This window comes from Paracoccus indicus, from assembly GCF_003056335.1.
Taxonomy (GTDB): domain Bacteria; phylum Pseudomonadota; class Alphaproteobacteria; order Rhodobacterales; family Rhodobacteraceae; genus Paracoccus; species Paracoccus indicus.
In genome coordinates, this window is record NZ_PYWA01000001.1 from 265,351 (window position 1) to 277,461 (window position 12,111).

Here is a 12,111-nt window from a genome sequence, read left to right on the forward strand (position 1 = left end):
ACCCCATGATGGGGAAACGGAACCTAAACGGAAAGCGATTCCAGCCGCGCCGATAGCGACAGAAGGTCCGCCCATGCCTCGCGCTTGGCGGCAGGGTTGCGCAGCAGATAGGCGGGATGCGTCATTGGCAGGGCCGGACGCCCGAAAGCCTGCGTCCATTGACCGCGCAGGCGCAGGATGCCGCGCTTTTCCAGCGCCGCCTGACAGGCGATGTTGCCCATCAGCACGACAACGTCGGGATCGACCAGCTGGATGTGGCGGCGCACGAAGGGCAGGCTGACCGCGATCTCATCGGGGTGCGGATCGCGGTTGCCGGGGGGACGCCAGCTCAGCACGTTGGTGATATAGATAGCGCGCTCCGCGTCGGTCGCATCGCGCGCCATGCCGATCGCGCCGAACATCTGGTTCAAGAGCTGACCCGCACGCCCGACGAAGGGGCGGCCCTGACGGTCCTCCTCGTCGCCCGGAGCCTCGCCCAGGATCAGCACGCGCGCCTTGGGATTGCCGTCGGCAAAGCAGAAGTTCCGCGCGCCCTTCTTCAGCTCGATCCCGTCGAAACCCTGCTGTGCCTCGGCCAGGTCCGAAAGGGTGGCGGCACCGGCGGCCAGGGCCTCGGCCTCGGCCAGACGGGCGGCGCGGTCATCCTCCAACCCCGGCAGCGCGGGTGCGGCGGCGGGGGCCTGGACGGCGATCGGGGGCAGGTCGGGGGCGGCCACGCGCGCGGGCAGTTCGAACCGGTCGACGGGTTCGTCCATGACGGGCACATCCGCGCCCATCTCGATCTGCCATTCCAACAACGCCAAGGCGGCGTCGCCGTTCAGCGCGATTCCCTGATATGTTGCCCCGTCCATCACAGGCCGCAAGCTAGGGCCAAGGGCCGGACTAGTCCACCACCAGCATGTAGCCCGTGCCGCGAACCGTCTGCAGGAAGCGCGGTTCGCGGGGGTCCGGCTCGATCTTGCGGCGCAGGCGGGTCATCTGGACGTCGATGGCGCGCTCGCCGCCCTCGGGTTCGTCTCCGTTGCCGCGACCCAGATCCTCGATCAGGTCGGCGCGGCTGACAGGCTGACCGCGGCTGGCGGCCAGACGACGCAGCAGGGCGGCCTCGGTGCCGGTCAGGCGCATGGGCGTGTCGCCCTGCCACAATTCGCCCTTTTCGGTGTCGTAGCGCAGCTGGCCAAGCGTCAGGAACTTGGGCTGGGCGACCTCGGCGGCGGGGACGCGGCGTAGGATGGCCCCAATGCGCAGCAGCAGCTCGCGCGGCTCGAAGGGCTTGGCCAGATAGTCGTCGGCACCGCTTTCAAGTCCGGTGATGCGATCCTCGATCTCGCCCTTGGCGGTCAGCAGCAGGATGGGTGTCTGGATGCGCGTGCGCAGGTCGCGGGTCAGGGCCAGGCCGTCCTCGCCCGGCATCATCACGTCCAGCACGATCATGTCGAATTCCAGACCGGCCAGCAGGCGACGCGCCTGCGCGGCATCGCGGGCCATGCTGACCATGAAACCGTTCTTGCGCAGGAACCGCGCCAGAAGCGCACGGATGCGTTCATCGTCGTCGACGATCAGCAGATGGGCATCGGGTGCGGTCATGGGGGCCTCAGCGGTCGTCGGGGATATCCTTCAGCGCCTGATACTGCGCCCGCGTCTCGGGGTCCATCATCGCTTCCAGCACCTGCCGGAAACCCGCCACCGCCTGCGGGCCCGCCGTGCGATAGGCCTGACGCATCCGCGCGCGCTGCGCCTCGGTCAGGCGGCGTTCCAGCGCGGTGCCGGCGGCGGTCAAGTACAGCTGGCGTTCGCGCCTGTCGCGCCGCCCGATGCGACTGTCGACCAGCCCGTCCTCGATCAGGGTCCGCAGCACGCGGTTCAGCGACTGCTTGGTCACGCCCAGCACCGCCAGCAGCGACGTGACCGTCAGGCCGGGATCGCGGTTGATGAAATGCAGCGCCCGGTGATGGGCCCGCCCGTAATCCAGATCCGCCAGGATGATGTCGGGATCGGCGGTGAAGGCGCGATATGCGAAGAACATCGCCTCGATCCCGCGACGCAGCTGGTCGTCGGTCAGAAACAGCAGATCCTCGCCCATCATGGTCTGAACCCGCGCCTTGTCCTGCATCCGTTCCATCCTGTCCCGTTGTTTGCCGCCATAGGGCAGTCTTGTTGACTTTCTATCCGGTGATTGCTAGCCGTCAACCGTCTTGCGTAACAAACATGCCAAATCCGCCCTGACATACGCAAGAATCGTAAAATCGGGCGGCGGATGGAGAAAGACATGACGGCGGCTTACGACGATCGCGACGGCAAGATCTGGATGAACGGAGAACTGGTCGACTGGCGCGACGCAAACGTGCATATCCTGACGCATGCGATGCATTACGCCTCCTCGGTCTTCGAGGGTGAGCGGTGCTATGACGGCAAGATTTTCAAGAGCCATGAACATTCCCTGCGCCTGATCGAATCGGGCAGACTTCTGGACATGCCCATCCCCTATAGCGCCGAGGAGATCGACGCCGCCAAGGAGGCCGTGCTGAAGGCCAACGGGTTCGAGAACGCCTATGTGCGCGTCGTCGCATGGCGCGGCTCGGGGCCGGACATGGGTGTCTCGGCCGCGCGCAACCCGGTCTGCATGGCGGTCGCCGCTTGGGAATGGGGCAGCTATTACGGCGATGCGAAATGGCAGGGCGCCAAGCTGGACGTCGCCAAGTGGAAGCGTCCCAGCCCCGAGACGATCCCGACGGCTGCCAAGGCCGCCGGCCTCTACATGATCTGCACCATGTCCAAGCATGCGGCCGAAGCCAAGGGCTGCTCGGACGCGCTCTTCATGGACTGGGAGGGTTACGTCGCCGAAGCAACCGGCGCCAACATCTTCTTCGTCAAGGACGGAGAGATCCACACGCCCCTGGCGGACCGTTTCCTGAACGGCATCACGCGCCAGACCGTCATCCAGATGCTGAAGGACAAGGGCTACACCGTCCATGAACGCCGCATCCTGCCCGAGGAGCTTGAAAGCTTCAACGAATGCTGGCTGACCGGCACCGCCGCCGAGGTCACCCCCGTGGGCCAGATCGGCGACTGGCATTTCCAGGTCGGCCAGATCACCCGCGACGTTGCCGAAAGCTATGAGGCGCTGGTCCGCGCCTGATCGCTTCGCCCAACGAACAGGAAAGGGCCGCCCCGGCATGGGCGGCCCTTTCGCATGGCCTCAGGTGGTGCGGCCGCGTTCGATGCGTGCGTATTCGCCGGTCTTGCGGCCGGCATCATCGCGTGTCTTGGGCTGGCGGTGCAGGCTGTGGATGGCAGGATGCACCGTCGCGGCGCGCTCCTGCCTGAGGAATTCGCGCAGGCGGGCGCCGCCCTGCGTGCGTGGCTGATCGGCAAGATGCTTTGTCATGATGGTCCTCCTCGGGGTCCATCATAGGACCGATTCGGCCATTTTCAAAGCATGGGGATGATTTCAGGCGGCCTTGATACCCTGTGCAGCCGACAGGACGGCGTGCAGGGCGACGGGATCGTCGTTCGCGCGCAGCTTGGCGCGCAGGTCCGTGTCGCGCAGCGTCCGCGACACCAGGGCCAGCGCCTTCAGGTGATCGACACCGCTGCTTTCGGGGGCCAGCAGCGCAAAGACCAGATCGACCGGCTGGCGGTCGACGGCATCGAAATCCATGGGCTTGTCCAAGCGCAGGAACATGCCCGCCACTTGGTCCAACCCGTGCAGGCGGGCATGCGGCAGGGCGACCCCCTGCCCGACGCCCGTCGGCCCCAGGCTTTCGCGTTCCTGCAGCGCATCCAGCACTTCCGAGGCGACCAGCCCGTATTCGGCATGCGCCAGATCGGCCAGTTCCTGGAACAGCCGCTTCTTCGAGGTGATCTGCCCCAATGAACGCACGGCCCCGGGTCGGAGGATTTCACTCAGTTGCATTGTCCAGCGTCTTTCCCATGCTGTACGCCCCCGAACATCACGTCGGGGGCGCCCCAGTCATTCCAGCGTCATAACGCGAAAGGCCCGGTCAGCCGTTCCCGCGCGGATCGATCCATCCCACATTGCCGTCATCACGGCGATGGACGACATTGACGCCGCCATGTTTCTCGTTGCGGAACACCAGAAGCGGCGTTCCCGAAAGCTCCATCTGCATCACGGCGTCACCGACCGACAGGGTGGGCACGCGCGATTCCATTTCGGCGATGATGATGGGCTGAAGACCGCTGTCCTGCGATTCCCAAGCATCCTCGTCAGCGGAAAGGACATAGCTGTCCGCCTGACCGAAGACAACAGGCTCGGCGCGCTGCTGGTGGTGATCCTTGAGGCGGCGCTTGTAGCGACGAAGCTGCTTGTCCATCTTTTCGCGGCAGGCCTCGAAGGCGGCATAGATGTCGGTGGCCACGCCACGGGCGGTCACGTTCAGCCCGGTGGACAGGTGGACCACGGAATCGCACAGGAACTGGTGGGCATCCTTGGAAAAGGTCACGGCCGCGTCGGTGGGACGCTGCGAATACTTTTCGATCGTCTCGCCCAGCTCGGTCTTGACGTGGGTGGTCAGGGCGTCGCCGACATCGATGTGTTTTCCGCTGATGGTGTAGCGCATCGTATTTCCTCTCCGGTTGCCCGTCCTGCATGCGTCGGCCCGTTGAAAGCAGCCGGCGACGGCGGGAACGGGTGTCACGGGCCATGTCATCAGTCCGGCCCGCATGATTCAATTTGGTGACAGCGGATCGGATCTGTCAACGGGTCCCACAAGGGCGTGAACAGGATTTTTCGATGCAGGGCGTGCAGTTGGCTGCCATCAGGCCATGCGGAAATCTTCGCCCAGATAGACCTGGCGGACCTTGGGATCGGCGACGATCTGATCGGTGGTGCCCGACATCAACACGTGACCGTCATGAAGGATATAGGCACGATCGACGATGCCCAAAGTCTCGCGTACGTTGTGATCGGTGATCAGCACGCCAATGCCGCGCGACTTCAGCGCGTGGACCAGGGTGCGGATCTCGCCCACGGCGATGGGATCGACGCCCGCGAAGGGTTCGTCCAGCAGCAGGAAGCTGGGGTCCGAGGCCAGGCAGCGCGCGATCTCGGCCCGCCGGCGTTCGCCCCCCGACAGCGCCATGGCCGAGGCGTGGCGCAGGTGGGTGATGGAAAAATCGGCCAGCAGTTCCTCAAGGCGGTCGCGGCGGTGACGCGGATCGGCGACCGCGACCTCAAGAACCGCCATGATGTTCTGTTCGACCGTCAGCCCGCGAAAGATTGACATCTCCTGCGGCAGATAGCCGATGCCCATGCGCGCGCGGCGGAACATCGGCAGGCGCGTGGCGTCGCGCCCGTCGATCGCCACCTGTCCGGCATCGGGCGTGACCAGCCCGGCGATGCAATAGAAGCAGGTGGTCTTGCCCGACCCGTTCGGGCCCAGCAGGGCCACGACCTCGCCCCGGTTCAGGCTGACCGAGACGTCGCGGATCACCAGACGGTTGCGATATGATTTGCGCAGGTTTCGGACATCCAGCCCCTTGGCCGCATCCGCCATCAGTTGGCACCCGGCTGCAGGACCGAACGGACCCGGCCGTTGACCTGCGCGGCCCCCGTCGCCAGATCGACCGTGACCTTGTCGCCGCTGAGGACGTTCTGGCCCTGGCTCAGCAGCACGTCGCCGGTCAGGACGACATTGCCGCCCTCGACGTCATAGACGGCCTTCTGCGCCTCGGCGGCGTCCGGGCCGCTGACCAGCGTGACATTGCCGGTGGCGGTCAGCGACTGGATGCGGTTCTGCCCGCCTTCGGCATATTGGACGGTGACCTGATCGGCGGAAAGGCGCATCTCGCCCTGACCGATGACGACATTGCCTTCGAACAGGGCGCTGCCGTCGGTCTGGTTGACCGTCAGATTGTCCGACGCCACCTCGACCGGGGCCGAGACATCGGCCTTCATGCCGCCGAAGGTGACGTTCTGGGCAAAGGCGGGCGCGGCAAGAACCGACAGGGCGATCAGCAGGGGGCGAAGCATGAGGTCGTTCCTTGCAAGGGGTCAGGGCTGGTATATCAGACGGACACCGCCCGAGAAATTCAAGATTGCAGGGCTGTCGTCGCCAGCATCATCCTGCGGGGCCAGACGCATTCGGTCGGCACGCAGGGTGCCGAAGGGGGCGTCGGCCTCGATGCCCTGATCGGCGGTGATGACGGATCGGTCGGTCTGCGCCTGCAACTGGCTGCTGCGGACCTGCCACCCGGTCGAGGTCGACATGACCACCCCGCCCTCCAGCTGGACGACGCCGTCACCTGCTCCGCCTGCGGGGGCGGTGACATCGGCGGTGACGCCATCGGGGCGCTGCCAGTCCAGGCGCAGGTCGCTTGCCTGCCCCCCCTCGCCCGCCTGATCCGGCGTGACGCTGTCGGCGCGCAGCGACATCTGCACGCCGTCATCGGTCACGCCCATGTATTCCGGCCCGACGATCCGCCCGTCGCGGGCGGCGGCCTGGGCGTCGACCTCGGCATAGGGGATGCGCGATTCGCTGTCCGATCCGCGCGACAGCAGGAACATGGTCGACAGCATCGCCAGCGCCACCAGCGGCAGCAGGACCCTCAGCCAGCGGACGATGCGGGTGCGGTTCATGGGGTCAGACCAGCCCTGCCCGCAGGCAGTCGTGGATGTGCAGGATGCCCTGCGGCGTGCCATCGGACACCGCGAACAAACAGGTGATCTTGCGGTCCTGCATCTGCGCCAGCGCGGCCTCGGCCAGTGCCTCGGGCGCGATGGTGCGCGGCGCGCGGGTCATCACGGATGCCGCGTCCAGATCCAGCAGCCCCTGCATGTGACGCCGCAAATCGCCGTCGGTGATGATGCCGACCAATGCGCCTGCATCATCCGTCACGCCGGTCACGCCATAGCCCTTCTGGCTGATGACCAGCAGCGCCTCGGACATGGGGGCGGCTTGACCTACCAGCGGCATGTCGCGGTGCATCAGATCGCCCACCTTGGCCAGCAGCGCGCCCAGCTTGCCGCCCGGATGGAAGGTGCGGAAATGTTCGGGGGTGAATTCGCGATGCTCCATCAGCGCGATGGCCAGCGCATCGCCAAGCGCCAGCGTCATGGTGGTCGAGGTGGTGGGCACGATGCCGTTGCCGCAGGCCTCGGCCGCGGCAGGCAACAGCAACCCCAGGTCCGCTTGCCGCATCAGCGTCGATTGCGGCCGCGCCGCGACCCCGATCAGCGGAATGTTGAAGCGGCGGGTATGGGCGATCAGATCGGCCAGCTCGGGCGTCTCGCCGCTGTTCGACAGGACCAGCGCCAGGTCGTCGCGGGTCACCATGCCCAGATCGCCGTGGCTGGCCTCAGCCGGATGGACGAATTGCGCGGGCGTCCCGGTCGAGGCCAACGTCGCCGCGATCTTGCGCCCGACATGGCCGGATTTGCCCATGCCCGACACGATGACGCGGCCCTTGACGGCCAGCAGCATCTCGACCGCGCGGGTGAATTGCGCGTCCAGCCCCTGCGCCAGCGCGGAAAGGCCGTCGATCTCGGTCTGGATGACGCGCCGCGCCGTCTGGATGTAATCCGCCATATGCCCGCCCATCAGTGGTTTCCAAGGCGTCCCCGCTTGGGACCGCACGCCCGTGTCAGTGGTTGAAGATGTCCTTGTCGTCCGACCACCCTAGCAGGTCCAGATGGGCACGCGCGGGCAGAAAGTCAAAGCAGGCCTGCGCCAGACCAAGGCGGTTTTCCCGCCGCAGCCGTTCCTCCAGCGCCTCTTTCAGCTTGTGTAGATGCAGCACGTCCGAGGCCGCATATTCCAGCTGCGCATCGCTCAGATCCTCGGCGCCCCAATCGCTGGTCTGCTGCTGCTTGCTGACATCGACGTTGACCAGTTCCGACAGCAGCATCTTAAGGCCGTGGCGGTCGGTGAAGGTCCGCACCAGCTTCGAGGCGATCTTGGTGCACCAGACGGGCGAGGTCACGACCCCGAAGGCGTTTTCCAGCGCCGCCACGTCGAAGCGGCCATAGTGGAACAGCTTCAGGATCTTGGGATCGGTCAGCACCTTCGTCAGGTTCGGCGCCTCGGTCTGGCCGCGGTCGATCTGGACCAGATGCGCCTCTCCGTCGCCCGAGGACAGCTGCACCAGGCACAGCCGGTCGCGGCGGGGGTCGAGGCCCATCGTCTCGGTGTCGATGGCGACGACGGGGCCCAGCACCAGGTCGTCGGGAAGGTCGTTGGGATACAGATGGATGCTCATAGCCGCTCCTGCCTTTCGTCGCCGATCCTCGGGTGCAGGGTCAGCCGTTGTGGCACCTCTCTGACCAGAAACGGGCGCTTCGATCCAGTGAAAATCGTGCACGCGTTGCTTGGGCAGCCCCATTCCCCCGCGGTGGCAGAGCGTATCGGCCCGCTGATTTCCCCCTTTGATGACCAAGGATTGGGCAGAACCGCCGTCAATATGCAGATCGCGCAAAAATTACCTTGCGTGAAAGAACCATCCGGATACGTTGAACCAATCAAGAATTGGTTCGCACGCATGGTAATGACCCCGAATTCGCCCGCGCCGCTGATGGATCTGCAGGATCTGTCGCTGACGATCGCGCCCCATCCGACGCCCCTTCTGGACGGGGTCTCGCTTCACGTGAATCGGGGCGAGACCTTGTGCATCGTCGGGGAATCGGGCTGCGGCAAAAGCCTGACCTCGCTTGCGGTGATGGGGCTTCTGGCACCCAAGCTGCAGACGGGGATCGCGGGGCGCATGCGTTTCGACGGGCAGGACGTCGCCCTGTCGGATCAAGAGGCCTTGGCGCGGTTGCGCGGCACGCGGATCGGCATGATCTTTCAGGAACCCATGTCCAGCCTGAACCCCGCCCACCGGATCGGCGACCAGATTGCCGAAGGGTGGCGGCGGCACAACAAGGGTGACGGGCGCGAACAGGCGCTGGCCATGCTGCGCCGTGTCGGCATACCCGCCCCCGAACGGCGGATGCGCGACTATCCCCACCAGATGTCGGGCGGCATGCGCCAGCGGGTGATGATCGCCATGGCGCTGGTCAACAATCCCGACCTGCTGATCGCGGACGAACCGACGACGGCGCTGGACGTCACCATCCAGGCGCAGATCCTAGACCTGATCGGCCAGCTGCAATCGGAAGGCCGCATGGCCACCATCCTGATCACCCACGACCTTGGGGTGGTGGCCGAGATCGCGACCTCGGTCGCGGTGATGTATGCGGGCCGCGTCGTCGAACAGGGGCCGGTCGAGGCGATCTTCCAGGACCCCCAGCACCCCTATACCATCGGGCTAATGTCCTCGGTCCCGCCCTTGCGGGGCGCGCGGACGCGGCTGTCGACGGTGCCCGGCATCGTCCCCTCGATCGAGACGATGCCGCAGGGCTGCCGTTTCGCGACCCGCTGCCCCTTCGCGCAACCCGTCTGCGGGACCACGCCGCCGCTGGCGCCGGTCGGGCCGGGCCATCACGCCGCCTGCCATTTCGCACCACTGAACATCACGCAACAGGGGGCCGCATGACCGATGTCATCGTTCAGGCCAAGGGCTTGGCCAAGCGCTTTCCCGTCGGCGGCAGCACCTTCCGCAAGCCCAGGCTGCTGCATGCGGTCGACGGGGTCGATCTGACCGTGAACGAAGGAGAAACCTTTGCCATCGTCGGCGAATCCGGTTGCGGCAAATCCACCCTTGCCCGGCTGCTGATGCGCCTGTTGACCCCGACCGAGGGGCAGATCACCATCGACGGGCGCGACATGTCCACCGTGACCGGCCCCGACCTGCGGGCGCTGCGTCGCGACGTCCAGTTCATCTTCCAGGACCCGTTCAGCTCGTTGAACCCGCGGCTTTCCGTGGCCCGGCTGGTCGGCGAACCGCTGGAGGCGCATCGTCCCGAGATGCGCGCCGCCGACCGCCGGTCCGAGGTCGCGCGCCTGCTGCGCCAAGTCGGGCTGCGGCCCGAACACATGGACCGCTATCCGCATGAATTCAGCGGCGGTCAGCGCCAGCGCATCGGCATCGCGCGGGCGCTCGCCTCGGGTCCCAAGGTGCTGATCGGGGATGAGCCGGTCAGCGCGCTGGATGTCAGCGTTCAGGCGCAGGTGGTGAACCTTCTGTCGGATCTGCGCGACCAGCTGGGCCTGACGCTGATCGTCATCGCCCACGACCTTGCCGTCATCCGGCAGATGAGCGACCGCGTCGCGGTCATGTACCTTGGTCGCATCGTCGAGACGGGCCCGACCGATGCCATCTTCGATCACCCCCGCCATCCCTATACCCGCGCGCTGCTCTCGGCGATCCCGGGCCCCGAGGGCGGGACCGAAAAGCTGGCCCTGTCGGGGGAAACGCCCAGCCCGATGGACCCGCCATCCGGCTGCCATTTCCGCACCCGCTGCCCCTTCGCCGAAAGCCGATGCGCCGATGGCCGCCCCCCGCTGGAGGAGACCGGCACCGGCACCAGCGTCGCCTGCATCCGCTGGCGCGAGATCGCACCCGACGACGCCGAGCCGCCCGCACCCGCCCCCCGCACCCAGGGCGCGATGCAGCGCTTCGACATGTATCGGCGTGCCCTGGCAGCCCAAGACAAGAAGAACGACACCCGACAGGAGGTTACGAAATGACACTGCACAAGACCCTGATCCTTGCCGCCCTTCTGGGCACCACGGCCATCGCGGCCCAGGCCCAGACCCTGAAGATCGGCCTGGAAAGCGACCCCGACGCGCTGGACCCCGACCGCAGCCGCACCTTCGTCGGCCGCATCGTCTTCACCGCGCTTTGCGACAAGCTGATCGACGTGTCGCCGGATCTGGAACTGGTTCCGCAGCTGGCCACCGAATGGACCGTTAGCGACGACGGCAAGACCATCGACATGACCCTGCGCGACGGCGTGGTCTTCCATGACGGCACCCCCTTCGATGCCGCGGCGGTCAAGGCCAACATCGAACGCTCTCAGACGCTGGAGGACAGCGTCCGCAAGTCCGAGGTCAGCTCGATCACCGAGGTCGAGGTGGTGGACGACACTCATCTGAAGCTGCATCTCTCGGCCCCCGACGCGCCCCTGCTGGCACAGCTTGCCGATCGTTCGGGCATGATGATGTCGCCCGCCGCCTTCGACGACATGGCCACGGCGCCGGTCTGTTCGGGCCCGTTCAAATTCGTGAACCGCGTGTCGCAGGACAAGATCGAGTTGGAGAAATTCGCCGACTACTGGAACGCCGATGCGATCAAGCTGGACGCGGTCACCTATCTGCCGATCCCGGATTCGACGGTGCGCCTGGCGAACCTGCGCTCGGGCGATCTGGACCTGATCAACCGCCTGGCCGCCACGGATGTCGAAACGGTCAAAAGCAGTGACGACCTGACGTTCGAACGCGCCGACGGGCTGGGATACCAAGGCATCACCTTCAACACCGGCAATGGCGAACGCGCCGACAATCCCTTCGGCCAGGATGCCCGCCTGCGCGAGGCGCTTTCGCTGGCCATCGACCGCGAGGCGATCAACCAGGTGGTCTTCTCGGGGCTGAATGCCTCGGCCAGCCAGTTCTCCTCGGGGGCCAGCCCCTATTTCGACGATGCCTTCCCCGTTCAGGGGCGCGACATCGAAAAGGCCAAGGCCCTGCTGGCCGAGGCCGGATATCCTGACGGGCTGGAGCTGGAGATGCAGGCGCCCAACCGCCCCGAGAACCAGCAGGTGGTCCAGATGATCCAGGCCATGGCCGCCGAGGCGGGCATCCAGGTCAAGCTGGTCGCCAAGGAATTCGCCACCATGCTGGCCGATCAGGCCGCGGGCGACTTCCAGGCAAGCCAGGTCGGCTGGTCGGGCCGCATCGACCCCGACGGCAACATCCTGGGCTTCGTCTCGACCGATGGCGGCTTCAACGACGGCAAGTATTCCAACCCCGAGGTCGACCGCATCCTGGCCGAGGCCCGCGCGGTCAGCGACCAGGCCGAACGGCAGCAGCTTTACCATCAGGCCAATGAAATCCTGAATGCCGAAAAGCCGCTGTTCTACCTCTACAACGAGGCCTGGCTCTATGGCGTCTCGGACAAGGTGCAGGGTTTCGTGCCCAATCCCGACGGGATGATCCGCCTGGAAGACGTCAGCCTGTCGGAATGACCTGACGGTCGGGCGGCAACCCCGCCCGA

At 66.1% G+C, this 12,111-nt stretch carries 15 protein-coding genes; 4 read left to right on the forward strand and 11 right to left on the reverse strand.

The window, feature by feature from the left end:
• Window positions 1-23: 23 nt before the first annotated feature.
• Genes DDE75_RS01390 through DDE75_RS01400 form a run of 3 tightly spaced genes read right to left on the reverse strand, consistent with a single transcriptional unit; the run spans window position 24 to window position 2,113 of the window.
• Window positions 24-851 (reverse strand): uracil-DNA glycosylase, encoded by an 828-nt coding sequence (locus DDE75_RS01390; protein WP_108500588.1) that lies wholly within the window; start codon window positions 849-851, stop codon window positions 24-26.
• 31 nt (window positions 852-882) lie between these two features.
• Complete coding sequence (locus tag DDE75_RS01395) at window positions 883-1,587, reverse strand: response regulator (RefSeq protein WP_108500589.1); 705 nt, start codon at window positions 1,585-1,587, stop codon at window positions 883-885.
• 7 nt (window positions 1,588-1,594) lie between these two features.
• Window positions 1,595-2,113, reverse strand: a complete 519-nt coding sequence (locus DDE75_RS01400; RefSeq protein ID WP_245894593.1) for a MarR family winged helix-turn-helix transcriptional regulator — start codon at window positions 2,111-2,113, stop codon at window positions 1,595-1,597.
• Window positions 2,114-2,269: 156 nt separating this feature from the next.
• Between DDE75_RS01400 and DDE75_RS01405 the strand changes: the two genes are divergently transcribed.
• Window positions 2,270-3,139, forward strand: coding sequence for a branched-chain amino acid aminotransferase (locus DDE75_RS01405; protein WP_108500883.1), 870 nt, complete (start codon window positions 2,270-2,272; stop codon window positions 3,137-3,139).
• Between the two features lie 60 nt (window positions 3,140-3,199).
• Here the strand turns inward: DDE75_RS01405 and DDE75_RS01410 are convergent, their stop codons facing one another.
• The 8 genes from DDE75_RS01410 to DDE75_RS01445 form a co-directional block, all read right to left on the reverse strand.
• Window positions 3,200-3,388 (reverse strand): hypothetical protein, encoded by a 189-nt coding sequence (locus DDE75_RS01410; protein ID WP_108500590.1) that lies wholly within the window; start codon window positions 3,386-3,388, stop codon window positions 3,200-3,202.
• Window positions 3,389-3,451: 63 nt separating this feature from the next.
• The gene (locus DDE75_RS01415; RefSeq protein ID WP_108500591.1) at window positions 3,452-3,916 is read right to left on the reverse strand and encodes a PTS sugar transporter subunit IIA; all 465 of its coding nucleotides are present in this window, start codon (window positions 3,914-3,916) and stop codon (window positions 3,452-3,454) included.
• Between the two features lie 88 nt (window positions 3,917-4,004).
• A complete protein-coding gene (gene hpf / locus DDE75_RS01420; RefSeq protein WP_108500592.1) occupies window positions 4,005-4,580 on the reverse strand; it encodes a ribosome hibernation-promoting factor, HPF/YfiA family in 576 nt (191 codons plus the stop codon).
• A gap of 198 nt (window positions 4,581-4,778) precedes the next feature.
• A complete protein-coding gene (gene lptB / locus DDE75_RS01425; RefSeq protein WP_108500593.1) occupies window positions 4,779-5,516 on the reverse strand; it encodes an LPS export ABC transporter ATP-binding protein in 738 nt (245 codons plus the stop codon).
• Window positions 5,516-5,992: a lipopolysaccharide transport periplasmic protein LptA gene (gene lptA, locus DDE75_RS01430; RefSeq protein ID WP_108500594.1), complete on the reverse strand. Its 477-nt coding sequence runs from the start codon at window positions 5,990-5,992 to the stop codon at window positions 5,516-5,518. Before lptA ends, lptB begins: the two co-directional genes overlap by 1 nt.
• 21 nt (window positions 5,993-6,013) lie before the next feature.
• Complete coding sequence (locus DDE75_RS01435) at window positions 6,014-6,598, reverse strand: hypothetical protein (protein ID WP_108500595.1); 585 nt, start codon at window positions 6,596-6,598, stop codon at window positions 6,014-6,016.
• Window positions 6,599-6,602: 4 nt separating this feature from the next.
• Complete coding sequence (locus DDE75_RS01440; RefSeq protein ID WP_108500596.1) at window positions 6,603-7,547, reverse strand: KpsF/GutQ family sugar-phosphate isomerase; 945 nt, start codon at window positions 7,545-7,547, stop codon at window positions 6,603-6,605.
• Window positions 7,548-7,602: 55 nt separating this feature from the next.
• Window positions 7,603-8,217: a ribonuclease D gene (locus DDE75_RS01445; protein WP_108500597.1), complete on the reverse strand. Its 615-nt coding sequence runs from the start codon at window positions 8,215-8,217 to the stop codon at window positions 7,603-7,605.
• A gap of 285 nt (window positions 8,218-8,502) precedes the next feature.
• Here DDE75_RS01445 and DDE75_RS01450 point away from each other — a divergent pair, with 285 nt between their 5' ends.
• The 3 genes from DDE75_RS01450 to DDE75_RS01460 are packed head-to-tail and all read left to right on the forward strand — an operon-like array spanning window position 8,503 to window position 12,082.
• Entirely contained in the window at window positions 8,503-9,492 is a 990-nt protein-coding gene (locus DDE75_RS01450; protein WP_211659276.1) for an ABC transporter ATP-binding protein, read from the forward strand.
• Window positions 9,489-10,586, forward strand: coding sequence for an ABC transporter ATP-binding protein (locus DDE75_RS01455; protein WP_108500599.1), 1,098 nt, complete (start codon window positions 9,489-9,491; stop codon window positions 10,584-10,586). The genes DDE75_RS01450 and DDE75_RS01455 overlap by 4 nt, the downstream gene beginning before the upstream one ends.
• Window positions 10,583-12,082: an ABC transporter substrate-binding protein gene (locus tag DDE75_RS01460; protein WP_108500600.1), complete on the forward strand. Its 1,500-nt coding sequence runs from the start codon at window positions 10,583-10,585 to the stop codon at window positions 12,080-12,082. The genes DDE75_RS01455 and DDE75_RS01460 overlap by 4 nt, the downstream gene beginning before the upstream one ends.
• The last annotated feature ends 29 nt before the right edge of the window (window positions 12,083-12,111 follow it).